Annotated in this window: 20 protein-coding genes; 10 read left to right on the top strand and 10 right to left on the bottom strand. The window is 55.7% G+C overall.

The window, feature by feature from the left end; genetic code table 11:
- Window positions 1-23 precede the first annotated feature (23 nt).
- Window positions 24-1,691 carry a GTPase domain-containing protein gene (locus tag LIO64_RS08175; protein WP_290548952.1) on the top strand — a complete coding sequence of 556 codons (1,668 nt, stop codon included), beginning with the start codon at window positions 24-26 and terminating at the stop codon, window positions 1,689-1,691.
- 66 nt (window positions 1,692-1,757) lie between these two features.
- Here the strand turns inward: LIO64_RS08175 and LIO64_RS08180 are convergent, their stop codons facing one another.
- From LIO64_RS08180 to LIO64_RS08190, 3 genes are read right to left on the bottom strand one after another with little or no spacing between them, the layout of a single operon-like run.
- Window positions 1,758-2,411, bottom strand: a complete 654-nt coding sequence (locus LIO64_RS08180) for a 5-formyltetrahydrofolate cyclo-ligase (protein ID WP_345779576.1) — start codon at window positions 2,409-2,411, stop codon at window positions 1,758-1,760.
- Window positions 2,315-3,193, bottom strand: coding sequence for an ABC transporter ATP-binding protein (locus LIO64_RS08185; RefSeq protein ID WP_290548954.1), 879 nt, complete (start codon window positions 3,191-3,193; stop codon window positions 2,315-2,317). The genes LIO64_RS08180 and LIO64_RS08185 overlap by 97 nt, the downstream gene beginning before the upstream one ends.
- 10 nt (window positions 3,194-3,203) lie before the next feature.
- A complete protein-coding gene (locus LIO64_RS08190) occupies window positions 3,204-4,571 on the bottom strand; it encodes a dipeptidase (RefSeq protein ID WP_290548955.1) in 1,368 nt (455 codons plus the stop codon).
- 128 nt (window positions 4,572-4,699) lie between these two features.
- Here LIO64_RS08190 and hprK point away from each other — a divergent pair, with 128 nt between their 5' ends.
- The 7 genes from hprK to LIO64_RS08225 all read left to right on the top strand — a co-directional run bounded on the left by hprK (window position 4,700) and on the right by LIO64_RS08225 (window position 11,505).
- On the top strand, window positions 4,700-5,668 hold the full coding sequence (hprK, locus tag LIO64_RS08195) for an HPr(Ser) kinase/phosphatase (RefSeq protein ID WP_290548956.1): 969 nt from the start codon (window positions 4,700-4,702) through the stop codon (window positions 5,666-5,668).
- A 78-nt stretch (window positions 5,669-5,746) separates the two neighbouring features.
- Entirely contained in the window at window positions 5,747-6,013 is a 267-nt protein-coding gene (locus LIO64_RS08200) for an HPr family phosphocarrier protein (protein WP_290548957.1), read from the top strand.
- Window positions 6,014-6,059: 46 nt separating this feature from the next.
- On the top strand, window positions 6,060-7,838 hold the full coding sequence (gene ptsP / locus LIO64_RS08205) for a phosphoenolpyruvate--protein phosphotransferase (protein WP_290548958.1): 1,779 nt from the start codon (window positions 6,060-6,062) through the stop codon (window positions 7,836-7,838).
- Window positions 7,839-7,962: 124 nt separating this feature from the next.
- Window positions 7,963-9,651 carry a sulfatase gene (locus tag LIO64_RS08210; protein ID WP_290548959.1) on the top strand — a complete coding sequence of 563 codons (1,689 nt, stop codon included), beginning with the start codon at window positions 7,963-7,965 and terminating at the stop codon, window positions 9,649-9,651.
- A gap of 102 nt (window positions 9,652-9,753) precedes the next feature.
- Window positions 9,754-10,671: an ornithine carbamoyltransferase gene (gene argF / locus LIO64_RS08215; RefSeq protein ID WP_290548960.1), complete on the top strand. Its 918-nt coding sequence runs from the start codon at window positions 9,754-9,756 to the stop codon at window positions 10,669-10,671.
- Between the two features lie 21 nt (window positions 10,672-10,692).
- Entirely contained in the window at window positions 10,693-11,112 is a 420-nt protein-coding gene (locus LIO64_RS08220) for a SufE family protein (RefSeq protein WP_290548961.1), read from the top strand.
- A 12-nt stretch (window positions 11,113-11,124) separates the two neighbouring features.
- Window positions 11,125-11,505: a PEGA domain-containing protein gene (locus tag LIO64_RS08225; RefSeq protein WP_290548962.1), complete on the top strand. Its 381-nt coding sequence runs from the start codon at window positions 11,125-11,127 to the stop codon at window positions 11,503-11,505.
- Window positions 11,506-11,628: 123 nt separating this feature from the next.
- On the opposite strand, the gene LIO64_RS08230 is transcribed toward LIO64_RS08225, so the two are convergent.
- Together LIO64_RS08230 and LIO64_RS08235 are read right to left on the bottom strand one after the other, a co-directional pair.
- Complete coding sequence (locus LIO64_RS08230) at window positions 11,629-13,668, bottom strand: alpha amylase C-terminal domain-containing protein (protein ID WP_290548963.1); 2,040 nt, start codon at window positions 13,666-13,668, stop codon at window positions 11,629-11,631.
- Window positions 13,669-13,965: 297 nt separating this feature from the next.
- A complete protein-coding gene (locus LIO64_RS08235; RefSeq protein ID WP_290548964.1) occupies window positions 13,966-14,982 on the bottom strand; it encodes a LicD family protein in 1,017 nt (338 codons plus the stop codon).
- Between the two features lie 431 nt (window positions 14,983-15,413).
- Here LIO64_RS08235 and LIO64_RS08240 point away from each other — a divergent pair, with 431 nt between their 5' ends.
- Complete coding sequence (locus LIO64_RS08240; protein ID WP_290548965.1) at window positions 15,414-17,282, top strand: aminotransferase class I/II-fold pyridoxal phosphate-dependent enzyme; 1,869 nt, start codon at window positions 15,414-15,416, stop codon at window positions 17,280-17,282.
- 16 nt (window positions 17,283-17,298) lie between these two features.
- Window positions 17,299-18,252: a hypothetical protein gene (locus LIO64_RS08245; protein ID WP_290548966.1), complete on the top strand. Its 954-nt coding sequence runs from the start codon at window positions 17,299-17,301 to the stop codon at window positions 18,250-18,252.
- Between the two features lie 6 nt (window positions 18,253-18,258).
- Here the strand turns inward: LIO64_RS08245 and LIO64_RS08250 are convergent, their stop codons facing one another.
- The 5 genes from LIO64_RS08250 to LIO64_RS08270 all read right to left on the bottom strand — a co-directional run bounded on the left by LIO64_RS08250 (window position 18,259) and on the right by LIO64_RS08270 (window position 23,601).
- Window positions 18,259-19,614, bottom strand: coding sequence for a Gfo/Idh/MocA family oxidoreductase (locus LIO64_RS08250; RefSeq protein ID WP_290548967.1), 1,356 nt, complete (start codon window positions 19,612-19,614; stop codon window positions 18,259-18,261).
- A complete protein-coding gene (locus LIO64_RS08255) occupies window positions 19,611-20,570 on the bottom strand; it encodes a LicD family protein (RefSeq protein WP_345779577.1) in 960 nt (319 codons plus the stop codon). The genes LIO64_RS08250 and LIO64_RS08255 overlap by 4 nt, the downstream gene beginning before the upstream one ends.
- Before the next feature lie 544 nt (window positions 20,571-21,114).
- On the bottom strand, window positions 21,115-22,047 hold the full coding sequence (locus LIO64_RS08260; protein ID WP_290548968.1) for a hypothetical protein: 933 nt from the start codon (window positions 22,045-22,047) through the stop codon (window positions 21,115-21,117).
- A gap of 16 nt (window positions 22,048-22,063) precedes the next feature.
- Window positions 22,064-22,654 (bottom strand): tetratricopeptide repeat protein, encoded by a 591-nt coding sequence (locus LIO64_RS08265; protein WP_290548969.1) that lies wholly within the window; start codon window positions 22,652-22,654, stop codon window positions 22,064-22,066.
- Between the two features lie 98 nt (window positions 22,655-22,752).
- Window positions 22,753-23,601 (bottom strand): hypothetical protein, encoded by an 849-nt coding sequence (locus LIO64_RS08270; RefSeq protein WP_290548970.1) that lies wholly within the window; start codon window positions 23,599-23,601, stop codon window positions 22,753-22,755.
- Window positions 23,602-23,724: the final 123 nt, after the last annotated feature.

Genomic DNA, 23,724 nt, shown 5'->3' on the forward strand with positions numbered 1-23,724 from the left:
CGGATTCTTGACCTCATTACCCCATGCTGACAGGAGGAAAAAACGTGATTCCGCATGCGGTGCGGGACGTAGCGGATGCCGCCGCGGCATTTTCCGCCCGCATTGGCCCGGACCGCCGTTTCAATTCCCAGCAAGACGTGGAGGAAGCCCTGGCGGAATGCTGCTCTCCGCAAAACGTCACTGTCATCGGGCTGACGGGTTCCGGCAAATCCTCCACACTGGACGCCCTGGCCGGGGAATGTTTCTGTTCCCGCGTTACCAGTGAAGCCACGCTGGTCCGCTGGCAGTACAGGCCCCATCCCGCGCCGCACACCCATGAGTGGGTGCTGGACCTTTTTTACCCGTCGGACGCCCTGCTGAACCTTGAGTTCTGGGACACCCTCGGCCTGGAACAGGAGGACGCCCCCCGGAAACTGAAGCACATCGTCCCCAAATCAGACGCCATCCTCGTAGTTACCTCCGCCACAGCCGGGAACCAGCCCGTCCTCTGGGACTACCTCCAAACGCTGGAAGAACGCCTCCATACCCGCATGGTGCTCGTCATCACCCACGCGGAACTGCTCTCCTTTGACCGGCTCCAATCCCTGAAAGAGGAACTGCGCGCCACCTCTCGGGAACGCCTGGGCGCGCAGCTTCCCCTGTACCCCGTCACGACCGCCGGGGAACAGGCGGGGGAAGGCGTGGAAGCGCTGAGAACCTGCGTGCAGGAGGTCCTGAAACGCAGCCCGCTGACGGATAAGCGGGTGGAACGCCTGCTGCGGGCTACGGACCAGCTTCTGGAAGAACAGGGAAAGGTGCTCAATGAACTGCACCGCCTTTCCAAGATGGATTCCGGCTTCCTGACTTCCATTGACCGGGAGATTGACCGCATCCAGCTCCAGATGGAGGATGAAATGCCCGCCAGACTCAAGGCGTATGCCCAGTACGTGCAGGACTGCGTGCCGCGTCTGGGGAAAAAATCGGCCCGCCAGATGGGCCGCTTCCTTTCCATCCGGCGCGCGATGATCCTGCACAAGCTCCCGCCTGTCATTGACGAGTGGTTTTATGAACTGGCCAAATCCGGCATTGAGGAACGTCACGCGTATTACAACAAGGAATTTCTCAACATCTGCCAGACGCACTGGAACCATGTGCGCCCGCGGGTAAAGGAGCAGTGGGACTGCGATATAGGCGACTTCCCGGCTACGAAGCTCCAGACGGACCTGGAAGTGTACAAGGAGCGCCTGGGCCGTTCCATTTACATGCCTCTGAAGGATTTCGGCATCAAGCCATGCCTCAGCAAGCTGTTCCTGGACCAGGAAGACGTGATGAGAACGGAAATCAAGCTGATGCTCATCATGGTGATTCTGGGGGCGCTGCTGGGCTGCTTCGGAGAGCATGCGGCGGGATTTGCCTGCGTGGCTGCAGCCCTGGCCGTCTGGGTGGGGAGCAACGTGGGGCTGGCCTGGATGCAGTTCCGGCTGTCCCGCCAGATTGTGGCCGCGGCGGCGGAAATGCACGTTGCCGTGGAATGCGGACTGCGCACGCCCCTGTATGAAGCCATGATCAGCGGCCTTTCCGACTACCGCAAACTGTATGCGGACATCCGCGGCCAGGTGGCCGGCGGCGTGGAACATCTCCAGCCCCTGCTTAACGCCCGCTATGACCTGTTCTATAAACTGACCGTGCAAAAACACCGGTTCCGTCTCTAATATCTTCCCTCTCTCTTTCCGGGCTCCCGGCCCCCGCTGCAGAAACGGCCCCCCTTCCAGGAACCGTCATTCCACGTCCGGCGTAATCACCATATCCACCAGCCTGTCATGGGCCTCCATGGGAAGGTCATCCAGAAGCTGGCAGGGAAAGCAGACTCCCGCCAGCGGCACTCCCGCAGCCGGACCGGCCAGCAGGGTGTCATAAAATCCGCCGCCATACCCCAGACGCTTGCCGTCCCGCGTAAAAGCGGCTCCCGGCAGGACAATCAAATCCATTTCACCAGCATGCAGCTCCGGGCATCCGGGGCCGGGTTCGCGAATGTCCCAGCAGCCTGTGACAAACTCCCCGTGATGGCGCACGCGGTGGAAGCTCAGCGTCCTTTCCTCATGCACCAGAGGGAAATACCATTCCCGGTCCGGCAGCATGTCCAGCAGGGGCAGCAAATCCACCTCCCCCGGCCTGGCGGCAAATACAGCTATGCGCCGGAAATTCTTCTCCTGCGCCAGAGCCGCCACACGGCGGCAGATGGAACAAGACATGGCCTCCCGGGAGGCGGCGTCCAACCCGCCTATCCTTTCACGTATCATACGGCGCACTTCCCGCTTGGAAGCCGCCGGACCTCCTACGGTTCCGGGTTGGGGTGTTTTTCCTTCCATTCCAGCAGGCTCTTTAAAAATACGCTTTCCAGGGAATTGCGCGGGTGGCCGGCCTCCAGCCATGCGGCCCGGCCGTCTTCCTGCACGATCTCCTTCAGCCGTTCCAGCAGTTCCGGGGAGGCATGTTCCAGCAGAATTTCCTGCTTGTCGGAATCCCGCGTCAGCTCGTTCACGGAACCCTCCGCAATGAGCAGCCCTTTAAAAATAACGCCCACCCGGTCGCATACCTCCTGAACCTGTTCCAGCAGGTGGGAACACAGGAAAACGGTCATTCCGCGGCCTTTCAGGTTCTCAATAATATTCCGGATGTCCCGTGAACCCAAAGGATCCACGCCGGCGGTCGGTTCATCCAGCACCAGCAGGCGGGGAGACTGCACCAGGGCCTGCGCCATGCCGATGCGCTGGAGCATCCCCTTGGAATAACCGCCCAGCCGCCTGTCCGCCGCGTCAGCCAGCCCCACCAGGTCCAGCAAATCCCGTACTTTTTCTTTCAGGGATTTTCCGCTCAGGCCACACAGCTTTCCGTAAAAGGAAACGGTTTCCGCCCCCGTCAGGAATTTGTAGAAGTAGGGATTTTCCGGAAGGAAGCCAACTTCCTCCTTGCTGTCCGGGGACAGGCTGGACTTGCCGAAGATGGTGCAGGCCCCCTGCGTGGGCCTCACCAGCCCAAGCAGGGCTTTCATCAGGGTGGACTTGCCGGAGCCGTTCGGCCCGATCAATCCATACACCTCGCCCTGCCGGATGCTCATGTCTATCCCCCGCACGGCATGCACCACGGGCTTGCCAAGGCCCGTCTTGAAGGTCTTGTGCAGGTTGACGATTTCAGCGGCGGCAGGCTGGTCCATAAAAATGCGGTCAATGCTTGATCTGCCCCAGACGGCGCAGAAGAATCTGGCTCATGTCGATGCCCTTGGAAAACAGGTCCACCGGGAAATTCTCATTGGGAGAATGGATGCGCGCGTCCGGCAGGCACATGCCCAGCATCAGGGCGTCCGCCCCCAGCACACGCTTCATTTCCTCAATAATCGGAATGCTGCCGCCTTCCCTCACCAGCACGGGCTTGCGGCCAAAGGCCTCTTCCAAAGCCTGCTGGGCGGCCTGCCCGAACTCGGAATTGGGATCGCACACGTACGCGTTGCCGCCGTGGCCCCGCTTGAATTCCACCGTGACGCCCCTGGGAGTATGGCTCTTCACATGTTCTTCCAGCAGGTCTTCAATCTTCTCGGGATGCTGGCCCGGAACCAGGCGGCAGGAAATCTTGGCAAAGGCATGGCTGGGAATAATCGTCTTGCTCCCCTCCCCCTGGTATCCGCCGCCGATGCCGTTGAGTTCCAGCGTAGGACGGGCGAAAATGCATTCCGCTCCGGTAAATCCGGATTCCGTCACCACGGTTTCCACACCCGTCAGCTCCGCCAGTTCCCCATTGCTCATGCCAGGCACAGTGGCCCACATGCTGCGCTCCCAGGTGGCGATGGGTTCCACTCCGTCGTAAAACCCTCTCACGGCCACGCGGCCGTCCTCGTCATGGAAGGAGGTGATGATTTCCGCAAGGGCCGTAATGGGATTGGCCACCGCACCGCCGAACACGCCGGAATGAAGGTCCGCGGAAGGCCCCCTTACAATAATCTCCGCCCCGGCCAGGCCGCGCAGGCCATAGGAAAACGTGGGGGTGTCCGGAGCAGCCATGCCGGTATCGGAAACGACAATGACGTCGCAGGCCAGCTCCTCCCTGTGGTCCTTGATAAATTGGGAAAGGCTGCCGCTGCCTACTTCCTCCTCCCCTTCCAGCAGAAAAATCACGTTCACGGGAAGGTGGCCGCCGTTCTGGCGGAGCAATTCCTCCACCCCCAGAATATGGGCGAACAGCTGGCCCTTGTTGTCCGTGGCGCCGCGGGCGTAAATCTTCCCGTCCCGCACCTCCGGTTCAAACGGGTCTGAGTCCCACAGCTCAATCGGGTCCACGGGCTGCACGTCGTAATGGCCGTAAATCAGCACGGTAGGCTTGCCTTCTTCCCGGGGGCTGCGCGCCATCACAATGGGATGCAGGTGCGTCTTGTGCGCCACGGCTTCCAGCCCCATGCCGGACAGCTTGTCCACCAGCCAGTCCGCGCAATCGCTTACGTCCTGGGCGTGTTCCTTCTGGGCGGAAATGCTGGGGAATCTTAACAATGTAGCCAACTGATCCAGTCTGTTCATGACATCATGAGACCATGCCTGAGCCATCAAATCAATCGGTAAAGTGTGGCATTCCGCGCCGGAACGGGCCTTTTTTCAAAAAAATGGAGCTCCGGCGCGAATTCAGCAACATATTTGATTGCCCTCGCGCGACATTTGTTCCTTTATATAGGATCATGTTCAGCAAATCCAAAGTGAAGAAAGTGGATTTCGTCACCCTGTCCAAATTTTACGGCAAATACAAGGAAGCCCTCCAACTGGAGCTCATCAACAGCCCGGCCGGCCTCAGCCGCCACATTTGCGAACCCGCCCTGAACCGCCCCGGACTGGCGATCGCCGGCTTTTACTCCTACTTTGCCAACAAGCGCATCCAGGTCTTCGGCTCCGCGGAACTGGCCTATCTTCAAAAACTGCCGGAGGGCATGCGCAAATCACGCATTCAGCGCATGTTCCGGTGCGAGGTGCCGGGCATCGTCTTCTCCCGTGACCAGGATCCGCCCCGGGAAATCGTGGAACTGGCGGACGAGGCCGGCGTCTGCGTCTTCCGCACCAGTCTGGTCACCATGAAATTCGTCAACTCCGCCACCATCATTCTGGAAAACGAATTCGCGGAAAGCCTCACCCTGCACGGCTGCATGGTGGACGTGCGCGGCGTGGGCGTCCTCATCCGCGGCAAAAGCGGCGTGGGTAAAAGTGAAACCGCCCTGGGCCTGATTGAACGCGGCGCGGCCCTGGTGGCGGACGACATGGTGTACGTGCGCAACGTGGGCGGCGAACTGGTGGCCAGCGCGCCGGAGATGAGCCGCGGCTTCATGGAGGTGCGCGGCCTGGGCATCGTCAACATCACCACCCTCTTCGGTCTCAAATCCATCCGCCACAACAAGCGGCTGGACCTCATCGTCACGCTCATTCCCGCCAAGGACCAGGAAGCACTGGACAGGCTGGGGCTGGAACGGGAAGGCCTGGACGTTCTTGGCGAAAAAGTGCTCCACGTGCAGCTCTCCGTAGCCCCCGGCAGGGACATTGCCCGCCTGGTGGAAGTGGCCGCCATGGACTACCATCTCAAGGACATGGGCATTGACATGGCCGGGGAGTTCAACCGCCGCCTCATGTCAAACTTCCAGACCTCCGAAAACCAGGACTGACAAAAAACTCTTGGAAAAAAACTTCAATTAGTGTACTTACCGTTCTAGCAACCGTTATCACCCCTTACTTCAAATTCCATGGTCACCAAGGAACTCACCATCATTAACAAACTCGGCATTCACGCGCGTCCGGCTGCTCAATTCGTCAAACTGGCCAGTAAATTTGATGCAGACATTGTCGTGGAGAAGGATGGCGAAGAAGTTGATGGAAAGAGTATTCTGGGCCTGATGATGCTGGCGGTAGGCCACGGCTCCAAAATTACCGTCACGGCGGAAGGGAAAGATGAACAGGAAGCGTTGAACGCGCTGGAAGACCTGATTTCCCGCAAGTTTGAAGAAGATTGAACACTCCGGCTCACGGCCATATGAGACCGGGCCATCAAGCCCGCAGATGATTCAGGACCCTATTTCCACGGAAGAAACCTGGCTTCAGGGCATTCCCGTTTCCCCCGGCATTGCCCTGGGCAAGATCAAAATTCAGATCAGCGGTTCCAAGGAGCCCGTGGCGTACGAAATTTCCCCGGAGGAGATAGACGCCGAGCTTGTGCGCTTCCACCAGGCGCTGCAAACCACCGCAGACCAGATCAGGGCCTTGCGGGAGCGCATGATCCAGATATCCGGGGAAAAGGACGCCTCCATCTTTGACGCCCACATCCTTCTCCTTCAGGACAAGGTCGTCCTCCAACAGGTTCAGAAGGAACTGACCAAGCGCCTCCAGAACGTGGAGCACATCTTTTATGTAGTCATGCAGAACTACATGGAAGTCCTGCGCCGTGTGGATGATGCCTACCTGCGGGCCAAAACCGCGGACATGGAGGACGTCATGCAGCGCGTCATCAACAACCTCCGCAGCACGGAACCCCTGGAAGAAGAGGAAGACGCGGAAGAAGCCCAGGTGCTGGTGGCCTACGACCTGACCCCTTCCGATACGGCGGCGATGGATGCTAACCTGATTCATGGGTTTGCCACGGAAATAGGCTCCTCCGTCTCCCATACCGCCATTCTTGCGCGCTCCATGGGCATTCCCGCCGTCGTGGGGCTGGACCAGGCCCTCCTGAAGGTGGAAAGCCATGCCCCCGCCATCCTGGACGGCTACAAGGGCGTGCTCATCCTGAAGCCCACGCAGGAGACGATAGAATACTACAACCGCCTCCAGGTGGAAAAGGCAAAGACCTACAAGGCGCTGGAAGCCCTGCGGGACCTCCCCACCATCACCAGGGACGGCCGTAAAATCCGACTTTCCGTCAACGTGGAATTCCCCCATGAATACTCCGGCATCAAGGAGGTGGGAGCGGAAGGCGTGGGGCTGTTCCGAACGGAGTTCTTCCTGCTGGGAAACCCCGCCGGCATGCCGGACGAGGAGGAACAGACGCGCTACTACAAAAAACTGGCGCAAGGCTGCGCGCCCCATGGCGTCATCTTCCGCACGCTGGACTCCGGAGGGGACAAACTGCCGTGCGAACGGCTCTGCACGCCGGAACCGAATCCTTTCCTGGGCTGGCGCGGCATCCGCGTCTCTCTCAGCCGTCCGGAACTCTTCAAGCAGCAGCTCCGCGCCATCCTCCGCGCCTGTGCGGACACGCCCGGCTGCGGCATCATGTTCCCGATGATTTCCGGCTATACGGAAGTAATCACGGCCAAGCACATCCTTCAGGAATGCCGGGAAGAACTGGAAAAGAAAAATATTCCGTACGCGCGGGACCTGAAAGTGGGCATCATGATTGAAGTGCCCAGCGCCGCCATCATGACGGACGTGCTTGCCAGGGAAGTGGATTTCTTCTCCATAGGCACGAATGACCTCACGCAGTACACGATTGCCGTGGACAGGATCAATAACCGCGTGGCCAACATGTTCCGCCCCACGCATCCCGCCGTGGTGCGCATCATCGGCATGACGATCACCGCTGGTGAGCGGGAAGGCGTTCCTACGGCCATCTGCGGAGAAATGGCGGGAGACATCACCCTGCTTCCCCTGCTGGTAGGGCTGGGAGCCACTTCCCTGTCCGTAGGCGTCCACCTGGTCCCCATCATCCGTTATGCCATCCGCAACCTGGATTACGGGAAATGCCGGGACATGGCGCAACAGGCGCTTCGCGCGCCCAACAGCAGGACCATCGTTGACCAGAGCATGGCCCTGGCCAGGGAATCCTACCCAGCCCTGTTTGAATAAGGCTTTCCTTCCGGCGAACTCTGGAACACCGGAGAAAGGCCATTCCACAAAAAATGCCGCGGGAACACGAATCCTTGACAGGATTCCATCTTTAGTGCGTTATACTAACGTTGACTTTTCCGTTATGAAGACTCCCTGCATAGCTTTTTCTCTCGCCCTGTTTCTCTCGGGAAGCGCCTTGTTCTCTTCCGCAGCCCCTGCAAACACGCCTCACACGGCGGTTCAGAAGCGTCCCAACATCATCCTCTTCCTGGTGGACGACATGGGATGGCAGGATACCTCCCTGCCGTTCTGGAGGGAAGCGGACGGCACCCCCAAGCCCACCTTCCTTAACAAGCGCTACCGCACGCCCAACATGGAAGCCCTGGGCAAGCAGGGAATGGTGTTCACGAACGCCTATGCACAGCCCATCTGCTCCCCCACGCGGTGCAGCCTTATCTCCGGCATGAACTCGGCGCGTCACCGCGTCACCAACTGGACGCTCCTTCGGGACCAATCCACGGACGCCGCCCACAAGGCCATCAAGGCCCCGGCGGACTGGAGCATCAACGGCGTGCAGCCGGCGGGCACCAAGGCGTCCGGCACCACCCGGCTTCCCCTGACGGAAGAGAAAATCCAGTACAAGATGGAGAAACCCTTCACCCCGGTTCTGGGACTGCCCGCCCTGCTCAAAAAACAGGGCTATACCACCATCCACTGCGGAAAGGCCCACTTCGGCACCAAAAACACTCCGGGAGCCAACCCCAGACTCTTCGGCTTTGACTACAACATTGCCGGTACGGAAATCGGCGGCCCGGCGGACTACCGGGGCTCCCAGAAATACGGCACGGGGAATTTCCATGTCCGCGGGCTGGACGAAAACAATTACTATGAAAACGACGTGTTCCTGACGGAGGCTCTGACGCAGGAAGCACTGAAACGCCTGGACGCCATCCGGAAAGACCCCAAGGAGGCGGACAAGCCCTTCTACCTGTACATGGCCCACTACGCCATTCATGCCCCCTTTGACATGCGCGGCTATGACAAGCGCTTTGCGGAAGACTACTCCAACCCCAACGACGGCCACAAATGGTCTGATAACGAAAAAAGGTACTCCGCCCTGATCCAGGGGATGGACAAGAGTCTGGGCGACATCCGGGAATACCTGAAAAAGAACAACCTGGACAAAAACACTATCATCATCTTCATGGCGGACAACGGCGGCCTGGCTATCAGCGGACGCATGGGCAACAAGGAATCCAACTACCCGCTTGGCTTCGGCAAGGGCTCCAACCGGGAAGGAGGCATCCGGGAGCCGATGATCGTTTACTGGCCCGGAGTCACCAAGCCGGAAACCGTCTGCACGACCCCCGTCATTATTGAAGACTTTTTCCCGACCATCCTGGAAATAGCGGGCGCAAAAAAAATCCAGGCTCCCCAGGTCATTGACGGAAAAAGCTTCGTTACCCTGCTGAAGGGCGGCAAAATGAACCCCAACCGCCCCCTGCTCTTCCATACGCCCAACATCTGGGGGGAAGGAAGCGGCAATAGTCCCTGCTACGCCCCCAGCACGGCCATGCGCCAGGGGGACTGGAAGCTTATCTACTGGCATGCCGACCAGAAATTCGAGCTCTTCAACCTCAAGGAAGACATCAGTGAAGAGCACAACCTGGCGGGACAGCACCCGGAACGCGTGAAAGCCATGGCAAAAACCATGACCGCCCTGCTCAAGGACCGCAAGGCCCAGATGCCCACGTACAAGAAAGACAACCCTGCCGGAGCCCGGGAAGGCTCCCCCGTGCCGTGGCCGGACCAGGCGGCGGCCAGGCTGTAAAGGCACCTCCATCCCTCCGGGGAAAGCCGCATTATTCCCTTTTCTTTTAAGAAAACCGGGAGTATGGTGCGGCTTTCCTGTTTTTATTCCCTTTCCAACACAATGAAAAACCTTCTTTCCATAGAACAGCTTACCGGAGACGAAATCAGGGACTTGCTCGCCCTGGGCCACAAGCTCAAGGCGGAACGCGGCCACCATGAACACCTTCCCCTGAAAGGCCAGACCTGGGCGCTCATCTTCTCCAAATCCTCCACCCGCACCCGCGTTTCCTTTGAAGTGGGCATCAGCGAACTGGGAGGCCGCCCCATGTTCCTTTCCGTCCATGACATCCAGCTGGGACGCGGAGAACCCATCAAGGATACGGCCCGCGTGCTGGGACGCATGATCCACGGCGCCGCCATCCGGACGTACGGCCAGCAGGAAGTGGAGGAATTCGCCAGCTTTTCCGGCATTCCCACCATCAACGCCCTGACGGATGAGGAGCACCCCTGCCAGATTCTGGCGGATCTGCTCACCATTGAGGAAATCTACGGCCCCGGCTCCTGGAAGGATATGAAGATAGCCTTCGTGGGGGACGGGGACAACAACATGTCCCGCTCCTGGATGTGGGCGGCCAAGAGGCTGGGCTTCACGCTCGCCATCGGCGCACCGACCAACTACCTGCCGCTGGAAGACTTCCGCAGGCACCTGGACTGCGACAACGTCATCTTTACCACGGACCCCGTAGAAGCCGTCAGGGGAGCCTCCGTCATCAACACGGACGTGTGGCTCTCCATGGGCCAGGAAGCGGAAGGCCAGTCCAAGGAAAAACACTTCTATCCCTACCAGGTGAACAGGGAACTTCTGGAACATGCCGCGCCCAACCACTCCGTCTTCCACTGCCTGCCGGCCTACCGTGGCAAGGAAATCACGGAAGACGTGCTGGAACACTTCGCTCCCGTCATCTTCCGCGAGGCGGAAAACAGAGTGCACGCCCAGAAAGCCGTTCTGGCTACGCTGGCGGCCGGCCACCAGGCATAACTCCTCCCTCTCCTCCTCGCCATGAACTACGAAGAACGCCTGCAAGACCTGCTGGATGAACTTGATCTGTTCCAGGACTGGACGGAACGTTACGAATACATCATCAGCCTGGGCAAGAAGCTCCCCAAACTGGACGATTCCCGGAAGACGGACGATTCCCTCATCAAAGGCTGCCAGTCACGCGTGTGGCTGCACACGGAACCGGACAAAGGGGTGCTGAAGCTCTCCGCCGACAGTGACTCCCTCATCACCAAGGGCCTCATCGCCGTATTCATCCGGCTGCTCTCCGGCCTGCCGCCGGAGGAAATCCTGAAAGCGGACATGTCCAAGCTGGACAAGACAGGCCTGAAGGATCATCTGGCCCCCACGAGGGCGAATGCCCTTAATTCCATGGCCTCCCAGATCAAGCAAGCCGCTATGAACATGGTGGAAAATCACTGATTCCCTCGCACAATGACCCACGGCCTTTTCCAAAACCTCTTCCTCCTGTCCACGGCCTGCTGCGCATGCATTTCATGCAGCAGCTCTTCCAGGGACATGACCATCCGCAGCATCCCTTCCGGAGCCAGCCTGCGCGTCAATGGGGATTACGTGGGGCAGGCTCCCGTTTCCGTCTCCGTCAACAGGCACAAGCCCGTGCATGTGGCGGCGGACAAACCCGGCTACTTTTCCGCGGAAAAAACGTTCTATCCGGAAATGACTACGGAAGGGGCCATCCTGTGGGGGCTCAACAACGAGAAGTCAAAAAACTTCAAGACGGACACGCTGACCATCCGCCTGAAAAAAGCGGGCTCCGGAGCTCCGCCCCTGCCGAAACTGCCCGCACAGTGGTAACTCCGGGATCAGAGCTTCGCGCAAAACGCGGTTCCGCACCCTCCCCTGATGCATCCGGACCTGCGCCGGATGCCTTTCCCAGAGTCCGGCCGCTTTAGGATCAGGCTTGACGCAGAATTTTTGCTACCCCTCATCCTGCCCCGGCGGCCGGGACATGACGGCAGAACCCACTCTTTTCAGGACAAGGGCTGTCCGCGGCAGCAGGTACAGGGAAAGAGCCCCGGCTTCATCCGTGAAATGCGGAATGGAACCGTCCTGCCTTCCGAAACCGCCGAAGCGGGCGCTGTCCGTATCCAGCACCACCCGCCATTCCCCCTTCTGCGGAGCGGGCAGCACGTAATCCATCATCGCCCTGTCCCCGGACCAGTTGAACACAAACAACAAGCCGCCGCGGTGGAACGCCATGACCTGGTTGCCCTCGTCAATATTCAGCGGGAACGGCGGCGGATTATTCAGCAGCCGGGCATCCAGCGCCATTCGGACCATGGCCTGGTCAAAGGCATTCAGGAATTTAAACCTCAGGGCCGGATTGTCCACCAGGGACCATTGGCGGCGGCAGTGCTCATAAGACCAGCCGTTACCCTCCCGTGGAAAATCAATCCATTCCGGATGCCCGAACTCATTGCCCATGAAATTCAGCCAGCCTTCCCCGCCCGTAGCCAGAGTCACCAGACGAATCATTTTGTGCAGGGCCATGCCGCGGTCAACAACGAGACTCTGCTGGTCCAGGCCCATCTTCCAGTACATCTCCGCATCCATCAGGCGGAACGCCAGGGTCTTGTCCCCCACCAGGGCCTGGTCATGGCTCTCGCAGTAAGCCACGTGCGGCTCACCGTAACGCCTGTTGGTCAGCGTATACCACATATCACCCATGCTCCATTCCTCATCCTTTTTCTCCTTGAGCAGCTTGATCCAGTAATCGGGAATGCCCATAGCCAGCCTGTGGGAAAAACCCAGCCCCCCTTCGTCCACCGGGCGGCATAGCCCCGGCATGCCGGACATATCCTCCGCAATCGCCATGGCGCCTGGCCTTACCTGCTGGATCAGCGTGGAAGCCAGCTGCAAATAGGCCACGGCGTCCAGGTCCACGGACGGACTAAAATACGCGCCCAAATCCCCGAACGGTTCATGCCCCCGGTGGAAATACAACATGGACGTCACGCCGTCAAAGCGGAAGCCGTCAAAGCGGAATTCCTCCAGCCACCACCGGACGTTGGACAGCAGGAACTCAATCACCTCGTCCCGGCCATAATCAAAACAGCAGGAATCCCAGTCCGGATGATGCCCCCGTTCCCCGGGCAGGAAATACATGCCGCCGGAACCGTCAAAATTGTTCAGGCCCTCCGCCTCGTTCTTCACGGCATGGGAATGCACCACGTCCAGAAGCACGGCGATATTCAAGCCGTGCGCTTGGTCGATCAGGTACTTCAGGTCGTCAGGCGTGCCGAACCGGGAGGAAGGAGCAAAAAAGGAGGAAACGTGATAACCGAAGGAACCGTAATAGGGATGCTCCTGCACGGCCATCAGCTGCACGGCATTGTAACCCTGCTTCGCTATACGGGGAAGAACCTGGTCCGCAAACTCCCGGTACGTATGCACGCGCTCCTCTTCCCCACTCATGCCCACATGCGCCTCATAAATGAACGGAACATCTACCCGGGAAGGGTCAAAACCCGCATTCCTCCACTCATAAGGATGTTCCGGCATCCATATTTCCCCGGAAAAATCATAGGTGGAGGGATCCTGCACGGCCCTGGTGATCCAGGCCGGAATCCGGTCCTTCCCCTTCCCGTCCGCACCGATCACATGCACCTTCACCCTCTGCCCGTGAGCCAGAGAATCAGCCGGAAGCGTTATCTCCCAAACGCCGCGCTCATTCCGCACCAGCGGATGGCTCTCCCGGTTCCATCCGTTGAAATCCCCGATCAAAAACAACCCACGGGCGGCTGGCGCCCATTCGCGGTACGTCCACGCGCCCGTCTCCGGATCACGGTTGAACCCGTAATAGCGGTATCCCTGCGCATACCCCTCCAGGGAACCGGAACGCTGGATGATCCTTTTCACTTTCAGATCAAACAAACGCTGGCGGTCGCGTATCTGGCGGGAATACGGCTGCAGCCATCCGTCCTCCATTACCAAACCAGGAATCGGGGGTCTTCTCATTGTCCGATGATACTCCGGCGCAATCAGCAGGGTCAAGGAGAAAGACAATTCCCGCACCCCCGCGTCATGAACCGTCCCCGCAGCGGAAGGAGAGTCTCAAGCCCTTGCGGCAACTGAATTCCATGAAGCGTGCCGGCACAAATATAAAAAGAAACGAGTACCCTCGGGACGCATTCCCATCCAGGCTTCTCCGTGGGGAGGCACTTCACGAAAACCTTTCTTCCGGAGCACTTGCCCGGAAAACACGGAGGGGTAAAATACCCGGGACAAGCTCCTCATCCCCTCCCCTGGGCCTCCTTAACCGCATTCCGGCAGTTTGCCCGTATCCCGCATGTACAACATTCTCCGAAGAACTTCCTTGGAAATCCGGTTCAAGTCAAAATGAACAGGAGGGGCATCCGGGAGAACGCCCCAGTCTCCATATTGTCCGTATAAAACCATTTCAGGCATCTTTGGTCCCGGAAAAGTCATTCCCTCAAACAGGACGTGGGACAGAGGGAACATCCATTCATGACGGAAAGAATGGCGGCAGGGACCGGCAAAAGGGATTTCAAAACCAAGAAAGACGTTTCCCCCTTCAACAGGATCCCTTCCCTCCATCAGAAGCTCGTCCCGGATTTTCATCTTATCCTCATAAGAACACCGCGCCTGATAACGCTGAAATGAATCAGCCTTATAATCAATAAGTTCAGATGCCTTATAACCACGCTGCAGCCAATCCCGTTCCTCAGGATCATCCGGAGACCAGGAACCGGGTGCGACATCGTACGGGAAAATATCCACATTGCACAAGGTTCCGGGCAGTCCAATCTGAATAAACGGCTCCAGGTTGACGGAAAAGCCGCGGGAAACAAACAAATCGGCGGCATTCGCCCTCAGACGCTCATAGTCGCTCCGCAGCATGGAAATATCCAGATCATCATCCCACGGAATAAATCCCTTATGCCTGACCGCCCCCAGCAGAGTACCGAAATCCAGCCAGTACCGGTAGCCGTTTTCTTCAAGGAGATGGCCCACTTCCTTCAAAAATAACGCCATGGCTTGCTGTACAATCCTCAGCACGCCGGATGCCACCGGAAGATCCTCCGCACGAACGGTGGATTTTACCAGTTTTCTCAGCTGTGCATATTCATTTTCCTTCCCTACTTTGAACCGTCCACAGGGAATACCGAAAAACCGGATGGTGCGCTTTTTCCTGTCCGTGAATGAAGAGAGCACCTTCAGACCGCAACAACGTACTTCCGTCACCCACAAATGCTTATTTCCCTCTAACTTTCCGGTTCTTCTGGCAGTAACGAACGAAGGCAATTTCATAGCAAGAAAATCTGGTCAGAGATACTCGGAACCCGCCAGCCTTTGTTAAGCAAGCATATCCCGCTGGGGCAACAGCGTATCCTTCAAGCATCACAAGTCAACGAAAAACAACCCTTTCATTTTTGAGGAAACCTGCGGTTTCCTAATATTAAAACCATTTTTCACAGGATGAAAGGACGGGAAAAATTCCCCACTTGTTTTTCTCAACTTTTCATAACATGCGGATTGATCATTCGCAAGAGGAGCTCTATATCTCACCGCAGCTCAATCAATGGAAAATGAAGGAAAATATATTAAGGACTTTTCCTTTTTAACCAGGGTGTTTCCGGCTAACATGTTTTTACAGAAATTTTTACTTTGACGGCGGATGATCAATTCGTTAAACATGGTTTCCAGTTCTTTTTGAGTTCTTAAGACAGATTAAAGTATTTATGCAGGCGATCATTTTAGCGGCCGGAATGGGGAAAAGACTGGGTGCCCTCACGCGGAACAATACCAAATGCATGATTCAGATCAACGGTGTTACACTGATTGAGCGCATGCTGAAACAACTGGAAAATCTTTCCCCATCCCTGGAAAAAATCATCGTCGTTACGGGTTATGAAGGAGAAAAGCTCAAATCCTTCATTTCCCTGCTGGATATTTCCACCCCTGTGGAATACGTGGATAATCCCCTTTACGCCACCACTAACAATATTTACTCCCTTTACCTGGCGAAGGAACACCTGTTGCAGGATGATACGCTGCTTTTTGAATCCGACCTGATTTTTGAAGATTCCGTCATTGACGTCCTGCTGCACCATCCCTACCCCAATCTGGCTCTCGTCGCCAAATTTGAAAGTTGGATGGACGGCACCGTCGTTACACTGGATGAAGACGACAACATCAAGCAGTTCATTCCCGGCAGCAAATTCTCCTACAAGAAGAAGACAGAATATTTTAAGACCGTCAACATTTACAAATTCAGCAGGGGCTTCTCCCATAGCCACTATGTCCCTTTCCTCTCCGCCTACAGCAAAGCTCTGGGCAACAATGAATATTACGAGCAGGTGCTGCGGGTCATCGCCCTGCTGGACAAGCCGGAAATCAAAGCCCTGCGCCTTGGCAACGAGGCATGGTATGAAATAGACGATATCCAGGACCTGGACATAGCCGCATCCATGTTTACTCTGGACCAGGAGGAACATCTACGCTTGATGGAATCCCGGTATGGCGGCTACTGGCGCTACCCCCGCATTAAGGATTTCTGTTACCTGGTCAACCCGTATTTTCCCAACAAACGCCTCATGTCCGAGCTCAAGGCGAACTTCGGGCACCTGGTCAGGGAATACCCGTCCGGCATGAGGGTGAACAGCCTGCTGGCCGCAAAATACTTCGGCATCGACCTGGAATATGTCTGCGTCGGGAACGGCGCTGCAGAACTGATCAAGGCGCTCATGTCCCGGCTGGAAGGAAAAATGGGGGTCATTTACCCCACCTTTGAAGAATACCCAAACAGGATGGCCCCGGACATGGTGGAACCCTTCCACACGGTGTCCAGGGATTTCAGCTACACGGCGGACGACCTGATACAGTTTTTCTCCGGAAAAGACATTCAAACCCTGCTTCTGGTCAACCCGGGCAATCCTTCCGGCTTTTTCCTCCCTAAAGATGACGTCCTGCGCCTCTGCCTGTGGACGAAGGCCCACGGCATCCGCCTGATCGCGGATGAATCCTTTGTGGATTTCTCCCGCGGCATGCCGGACAATACGCTGCTGCGAGATGACATCCTTGAGGAGCATCCACATCTGGCAGTGGTCAAAAGCATTTCAAAATCCTATGGCGTCCCGGGCCTCCGACTGGGCATACTGGCTTCAGCAGACCGGGAATTGATTGCATGGATGAAAAAGGATGTCTCCATCTGGAACATCAATTCCATTGCCGAATTCTACATGCAAATCTTCGGTAAATATGAACAATCCTACGTACGCGCATGCCACCGGTTCATGGAAGAACGGGACCGCTTCATGCAGGAACTCTCCCATATCCCCTTCCTGAACGTGTTCCCCTCCCAGGCAAACTACTTCATGTGCGAGGTAAAACCGCCTATGAAAGCACGTTCTCTGACCAGCCTTCTCTTGAAAAACTATTCCATCCTGATCAAGGATTGCAGCCGGAAAAAGGGCTTTGAAGGCCGGGAATTCATACGCATCGCCGTCAGGGATACTGCTGACAATGACACCCTGATCCGCGCCATGCGGGAGACGGCCGCGCAAAACACCTCCCCCGACATCAGTCCCTTACCCACACATCATTCCTAACACCCCGCGTACCCGCATGCTGACCATCCCTCATGAAGTCATTTCATCCCTGGATATTTCCCCCCGTCAAGCTCTTCAATGGGTGAGGGAAAGCTTTTGCATTAAGGAACAAGGTCCGGTCTTCCTTCCGCATAAAACAAGCATTGTATTTGAACAGGGCAAGTTCATGAACACGATGCCCTGCATCGCGCCCAGCTTAAACGCCATGGGGGTGAAAATCGTAACGCGTTATCCGGAACGGACCAGAACTATTGATGGGGAAATTCTTCTTTACGATTATCGTACAGGAAGGCTGCTGGCACTTATGGACGCTTTCTGGGTCACAAACGCCCGCACGGGGGCTGTAGCCGCCCTGGCCCTTCAAACATTCATTAATCAAGATTTTCAGACTATTTCCCTCATGGGGCTGGGCAACACGGCCCGGGCCGCCATGGCATGCATTCTGTCACTGTATGCTGAGAAAAACTTCACGGTACGTCTTCTTACTTATAAAAACCAGGCTTCCCGATTCATCGAAGAATTTCAACACCATGCCAACGTCCGCTTTGAAGAAGAGGAGGATGTCAACAGATTGATTGACGGGGCTGATGCCGTCATTTCCTGCATTACAAATGCGGAAGGCATCCTTGCCGAAGACAGTTGTTTCAAACCGGGTGTTACTGTCATTCCCGTACATACCAAAGGTTTTCAAAACTGCGATCTGTTTTTCGACAAGGTATTTGCCGATGATCGTGATCATGTCAAGGGCTTCCGCTATTTTGAACAATTCCGTCAATTCGGGGAAATATCCTTGGTCCTGGCTGGAAAAACTGCCGGAAGAACTTCTGCGGAAGAACGCATCCTCAGCTACAATATCGGTCTGGGGCTTCATGACATCGTATTTGCCAGACACATTTATGATCTCCTGGTCAACGTAGAAGGACAGGAGGAAAACCCTTCTTTCTTTCATTTCCAGAGACCGATACGCTGACCAGCGTCATCTAATCTCCTCAGCACTGTTGTCTTCCAGAAACTGTTGCGTGACGTCAGCCATGAACAGGGAATCCTCCTTGGACATGAGACGCGCTTCATGGCAACAGCCGTGAATCAGGCGCAAAAAGGCGGCAAGTTCATAACGCAGGCCGTCGCCTTCAAATTTGATGAAATACTTCCTGTTGAGCCGGGTGTCCTCAAAGCGCACTTCAAACAAATCCGTCTTCCACCACGGAGCTGGCACATAAATGTAACCCTGCGTTCCCGTAATGCACAAATCCCCCTCTCGCTTGGCCCCGATGGCGACCGTGGCGGAAGCGACCGCATGGGGATAAAGAAACTCGGCGCGCGTAAAAATATCCACGCCTGTCTGCGACTTTCTGCAGGTCACAAAGTGGATCCCGCGGGGTTCCGTGCCCAACAGTTTTCCAATGACAAAAACGGGATAGGCCCCCAGCTCCGTCCATGAACCTCCGGCCTGCATGGGATCGTATTCCCTGGCGGAATCATCCTCAATCAACTTGGTGAACGTGGCGTCCACTGCTTTAATAGAGCCGATGACGCCGCTCTCCGCCACGCCTATCAACTGCTGGAATGCAGGGAAAAACGCCGTTTTCAGAGCTTCCAGTAAAATGCATCCCTTCTCGGCCGCAAGCTGGAACAATTCTTCCACCGCCTTGCGGGAAAGGGCCAGAGGCTTTTCACACAGCACATGCTTCCCTTTCATAAGAGCCTTCCTGACCAGCTCTTCATGCAGATGATGCGGAACGGCGATGTACACGGAATCGACCTTATCCAGGAACCGTTCATACTCCGTATAATATTCCGGCAGCTCATAAGACTCCGCAAAACGGCGCACCTTTTCTTCATTCCGTCCGTAAACGGCTGTTATTTCAATTCCGCTGACATATCTGGACTCCTGTAAAAACCGGCCCGCTATCCTGCCACAACCGGCAATCCCCATATGGATAATGAAATTCCGTGCGGACCGGAGATCTGTTGAAGAAACTCCCTTGGTACGTTCCAGATAAACTACCTCGCAATGCTCGCAGAGAAAATCAAACTTTCCCGTCCAGTCCGACCCGATCGCAAAAATATCCGCCCCATATTTCTGGATGTCGTGTAATTTCTGCCCTTCCAGCTCCTCCGTAATAATGAGGTCCGCCAAACCCGTCTTCCGAACGTTCTCCATGCGCTCCGCCAGGCTCTGCATCACATTCAGCTTGCCACGGCTCTGGTCATAACTATCCGTAGTTACGCCAACAATAAGACGGTCTCCAAGTGCTTTAGCCCTTTTGAGCAGATTGAGATGGCCCGTATGAAGAAGGTCGAAGGTGCCATAGGTAATAACCGTTTTCATGAATGAGGTGTATCAATCTGCTTGCCGTAAATGTCAATGAAACGGTTGACAGCCGTTTCAAAGGGAACATGCTCCACCATATATTTTACAGAAGGATGCTTAAACTGTATCCGCGGCGGATAGGACAGGTAGTCGCCATAAAAAAATTGCAGGTACTGGCGTGCATGGTTAGGCACGGAAAATTTCAATCCCTCAAAATCCATGGTCCCCAAGGGGAAAAACGTCTCATAGGGAAGATGAGTGTTTTTCGTAAAGGTAATGGCCGGAGAAAGGAAAATCCCGGGGAAGTCTTCCTCCGCAGCAGGCTTTTTCCCATCCAGAATCTCCCGGCGGATTTTCTGCTGAATCTGTTCGTCGCTTATATTCATCCGGTCCCCCATCAGCACGACATCCTTCTTGAACACAGTCAGCCGCCTGTCCAGCCTGCCGTGCTGTTCTGGAGAAATAAGGCTTTCTGAATAAAAATGATAGGGGTATACGTCAATGTTAAGGGGGGTGCCCTCATAACCTATCTGCAAGAAGGCGTGCCGTTTCCAGGTAAACCCTTCCTCCTGGGGAAAAAGGGAGGGCAGCAGTTCCAGAAGGCGATCGTATTCCGGCCTCATCATGCTTGCATCCAAATCATCGTCCCAAGGAATAAATCCCCTGTGCCTCACCGCACCCAGCAGAGTTCCATAATCCAGCCAGTACCGCAGACCGTTCTCCCGGCATTTCCGCGCAAAAAGAGCCAGTAAAACGGTATTACCATCCTGCAATAAGCGCAGTTTTCCCACCGCCCGCGGGACCTGGGAAACAGGATGGTTATAAATGAGAATATTGCGGATATCCTCCAGTTGCGCCGTTACGGACCGATCTTTCTTTCCTCTGTAAAAATGCGCAATGCGACGGATCATCCCCCGGAGATAACCGGGCAACGTGCATGCCACCATATATTTCACGCGAGAAAAGTTCATCATATACTATCCGGAAAAATTAAAACCATCTCCTATACTCGCTTTATTTTTTGGAAAAAGAAGAAAGTCAGTATAATGTAATTATAAGGCAATGCAACGTTTATTAGCCGGTACGGGCAGCAGCCTCCTGCCCTTTCAACGGCAGACAGAAAAGCCCGGCAATCCATCATCGGATACTTGTATTTCCCCATGTCTTCCTGGCAATACCTGGAAAACAGATCGGTATTCTCTTCCGGCTTAACGGGACATGTTTTCCAGGTATTGCCCTATGAAAATTTAATCCTTCATGGTTAATCAATGTTTCAAATCAGAAACCGTAAAACAAGCAATTACAGCAACGTGAAAGAAGCATGCTGAAAGAATGCCGTGAGAGAGCATTATTCCATCCTGTGATCAGACATTCTCCCTCATGAATCCATTCTTCAACTTCTTTCTGGCAGACCGTGGCCATTCTTTCTCCCGGCTTGACGCCTGATTACTATGCCGGCAATCCCTCTCCCTGACGAATGCTATGGAAAGTGGCAAAAGTCCCATAGGAATATTCCGGCTACCTTTTCCTCGGAAGATAGGGAATTTCGAGAAATTGAGCACTTCTTGCTTTTTCCCGTGACAGAAGAATCCACGCAATAAAGAGCATCAGGACTACTGCTGGCAAAGAAATGACGGAAAATAAAAACACCAGTAGAGAAACATCATCTTCCTTCCCCAGATGAATGAGGCCACAGCCGATGTACAGAAAGGAGGCAACAGCGGTTCCTGCATAATACCCGACTTCCAACATCTTTCCCGTTTTTTGCGGAAATTTTCTTACACGGGCCAGCACGGGAAGCCATACCAGAAGACAGGGAACAAGAATACCCAACGCAATAATTACCAGAGGGAAACGAAGAAAAAGGAACTTCAGAACATTCCTTTGCATGGTGGTCAGCCAACTTTCGCCCCCCGCGGCAATGTCCAGGGGAAGTACCGTTTCATTCCCCAGGAAAAATCCCCTCTTCAATTTCAGGATAGCTTTTTTCCGATCGGGGGAGAACAAGAGAGACACCCGGTAAGCAAATTTTTCATTCTTGTATGAGGGACGTCTCCCATCCTGCCATAAAAAAGGGCCGCCCTCCATCTTCGTCCAGCATGAAACATCTGAATTTTCCCGCCATTTGGTGAAGGACCTGCTCTTCTGCAGAAAATCTTCACCATCCAGGGAATAAGTATTCCCAACAATCTTCAGGCTGAATCTGTTAATGCATCTTTGGAGCCAGTCCTCATCCACCCTACACAGGAACCAGGTTATCTCGGATCCCCCGTTATAATTCCCATAAAGGTCCACACGCTTTAGTTCCCCGGCAGGAACCTCCAACCCCACCAGTTTTTTCCACTCTCCCCAACCTCCCCCAAAGGGAAAAAACGGATAAAAGACGCACCCCACCATGAACAGCGTCAATGCCAGGCTGCACCACCAGGTAATTTTTGCAAAACGTTTCACTGGCTTTAGCAGGTTCCTAAAGTTTATCCAGGGCGGAACGCCCATAGGCGGTATTGGGATACCTGTCTGCTGCTTCTTCCCAGTATTGCCGGGCTTTGTCCGGATTGTTGAGCAGGGAATCGTAAATGGCCCCTATCTTGTATAAAAACAGCGCCCGGTCCTCCTTGCGCCATCTTCTGGATTTCAGCCCTTTCTGAAGGAGTTCAACGGAATCCGCATACCGACGCATATCGTTCAACAGGCCGGATTCCATGAGCCAGGAACACACCAGCCCCGGATTTTCCTCCCGGTAGCGTTCCAGCAGTTCCAGAGCCCCCCGGGCATCTCCGGAATTCAGCATGCGCCGGGCGGCGTCCACCAGCACTTCTTCATCCGTGGTGATGCTGGAGGAATACAACGTCTTGGTTACCAGATCGCCCATGACGGGCAACAGGTATTTGACTACCAGCCATACTTCAAAGGCAATCACAGGGATCAGCACGATCAAGGACTGAAGCGGAGAAAGAGGAATGGCCTGCGCCAGAAAAGCAAAGAGCCCCAGGGGGAGCAGCACCAGCAGCAGCCGTATAAACATGCGCCGGGCCAGCAGCAGAATCATTTTCAACATGGCGGGATTGTTCAAGGGAGTAGAGAGGGGGCCGGGAGCGCCGGAAAAAAAGAGCCTCCGCGCACCCTCCCGGAGAGAAGGGACGCGGAAGCTTCCGCTTAAAAGTGATAGACGGCTTCCACGCCCACGCGGATGCGGAAGTCCTCAATCGTGCTCATGCCGGTGTAACGGCGTATCTCGGAACGCGTGTTTCCGGCCCAGTCCAGCTGGATGAAGGGAATAATGCGGAACCCGCGGCTGGCATCCACACCGGTCACCCGCACGGGAGCCGCCAGCTTGATATTGACCTGGTCAAATCCGGCAACGCCGGCGCCCCAGTAGCTGGAAGAATAGCTGGTTCCAGCGCTCAATTCCAAATCCACTTTTTCATGAATCAAGCCGCTCCAGCGTTTACCCGCGTTCAGGTCAATGCGCCAGCCTATCATGCCGTAAAAACCGTACTGCACATCCAGGGAGCCAAAATAACCGTGTCCGGGATCGTCATACACCAGTCCGGCCGTCAGGGACTGAGCCACGGAATGGGGGGCCTTCCCCATGTATTTGCTCAAATAGCCCGGCAAGCCGCCGTAATTAAATTCGTAGCCGCCCCGGAAAGACAGGTTAGGGAACAGTTCCTTGACGGCCTTCCAGTTGGCGTCAAAGGCATCCTTGTCGCTCAGCAGGCCATCGCAGAAGGCCATGTACTCCGCGCCGATTTCCTGCTTCCAGTCCTTGACCAGATTGAGATCCAGTTCACCGCCGATGTTGAATACGCCGCTGCGGTTCAGCAGAGAGGAAGCAACCAGATCCTTATAGGCATACCGGGAATCATAACCGATATGGGCCGCACCGCTGATCGTATCGTTGTAGGAACTTGCGGGACGGGGATCATAACCGTATCCATCATAGGCGCCGGCGGAAACTGCGGCCAGGGCTGAGGCCGCCATGAACAGGGCTGCTGCTTTCATAGTAAATTTATCTTAATCATTTCATCCCCGCCAACGCAAGAAGAATCCCGGAATAAAAAGGAGAAACGAACCGCCCCGGCAGCCATGGAGAATCGCCTCGAAAAAAGACAGAGTCTTTCTTGA

The sequence above is a fragment of the Akkermansia sp. genome, assembly GCF_020860705.1.
GTDB lineage: Bacteria > Verrucomicrobiota > Verrucomicrobiia > Verrucomicrobiales > Akkermansiaceae > Akkermansia.

What these genes read in the sequence shown, in the direction of transcription:
- LIO64_RS08225 (WP_290548962.1), top strand. Translation starts at nt 11,125, where the DNA reads ATGACCCACGGCCTTTTCCAAAACCTCTTCCTCCTGTCCACGGCCTGC.
- LIO64_RS08220 (WP_290548961.1), top strand. Translation starts at nt 10,693, where the DNA reads ATGAACTACGAAGAACGCCTGCAAGACCTGCTGGATGAACTTGATCTG.
- LIO64_RS08180 (WP_345779576.1), bottom strand. Translation starts at nt 2,411, where the DNA reads ATGGCTGGAGGCCGGCCACCCGCGCAATTCCCTGGAAAGCGTATTTTT.
- LIO64_RS08240 (WP_290548965.1), top strand. Translation starts at nt 15,414, where the DNA reads ATGCAGGCGATCATTTTAGCGGCCGGAATGGGGAAAAGACTGGGTGCC.
- LIO64_RS08200 (WP_290548957.1), top strand. Translation starts at nt 5,747, where the DNA reads ATGGTCACCAAGGAACTCACCATCATTAACAAACTCGGCATTCACGCG.
- ptsP (WP_290548958.1), top strand. Translation starts at nt 6,060, where the DNA reads ATGATTCAGGACCCTATTTCCACGGAAGAAACCTGGCTTCAGGGCATT.
- hprK (WP_290548956.1), top strand. Translation starts at nt 4,700, where the DNA reads ATGTTCAGCAAATCCAAAGTGAAGAAAGTGGATTTCGTCACCCTGTCC.
- LIO64_RS08175 (WP_290548952.1), top strand. Translation starts at nt 24, where the DNA reads ATGCTGACAGGAGGAAAAAACGTGATTCCGCATGCGGTGCGGGACGTA.
- LIO64_RS08235 (WP_290548964.1), bottom strand. Translation starts at nt 14,982, where the DNA reads ATGAAATTGCCTTCGTTCGTTACTGCCAGAAGAACCGGAAAGTTAGAG.
- LIO64_RS08230 (WP_290548963.1), bottom strand. Translation starts at nt 13,668, where the DNA reads ATGAGAAGACCCCCGATTCCTGGTTTGGTAATGGAGGACGGATGGCTG.
- LIO64_RS08255 (WP_345779577.1), bottom strand. Translation starts at nt 20,570, where the DNA reads ATGATGAACTTTTCTCGCGTGAAATATATGGTGGCATGCACGTTGCCC.
- LIO64_RS08210 (WP_290548959.1), top strand. Translation starts at nt 7,963, where the DNA reads ATGAAGACTCCCTGCATAGCTTTTTCTCTCGCCCTGTTTCTCTCGGGA.
- LIO64_RS08245 (WP_290548966.1), top strand. Translation starts at nt 17,299, where the DNA reads ATGCTGACCATCCCTCATGAAGTCATTTCATCCCTGGATATTTCCCCC.
- argF (WP_290548960.1), top strand. Translation starts at nt 9,754, where the DNA reads ATGAAAAACCTTCTTTCCATAGAACAGCTTACCGGAGACGAAATCAGG.
- LIO64_RS08185 (WP_290548954.1), bottom strand. Translation starts at nt 3,193, where the DNA reads ATGGACCAGCCTGCCGCCGCTGAAATCGTCAACCTGCACAAGACCTTC.
- LIO64_RS08190 (WP_290548955.1), bottom strand. Translation starts at nt 4,571, where the DNA reads ATGGCTCAGGCATGGTCTCATGATGTCATGAACAGACTGGATCAGTTG.
- LIO64_RS08265 (WP_290548969.1), bottom strand. Translation starts at nt 22,654, where the DNA reads ATGTTGAAAATGATTCTGCTGCTGGCCCGGCGCATGTTTATACGGCTG.
- LIO64_RS08270 (WP_290548970.1), bottom strand. Translation starts at nt 23,601, where the DNA reads ATGAAAGCAGCAGCCCTGTTCATGGCGGCCTCAGCCCTGGCCGCAGTT.
- LIO64_RS08250 (WP_290548967.1), bottom strand. Translation starts at nt 19,614, where the DNA reads ATGAAAACGGTTATTACCTATGGCACCTTCGACCTTCTTCATACGGGC.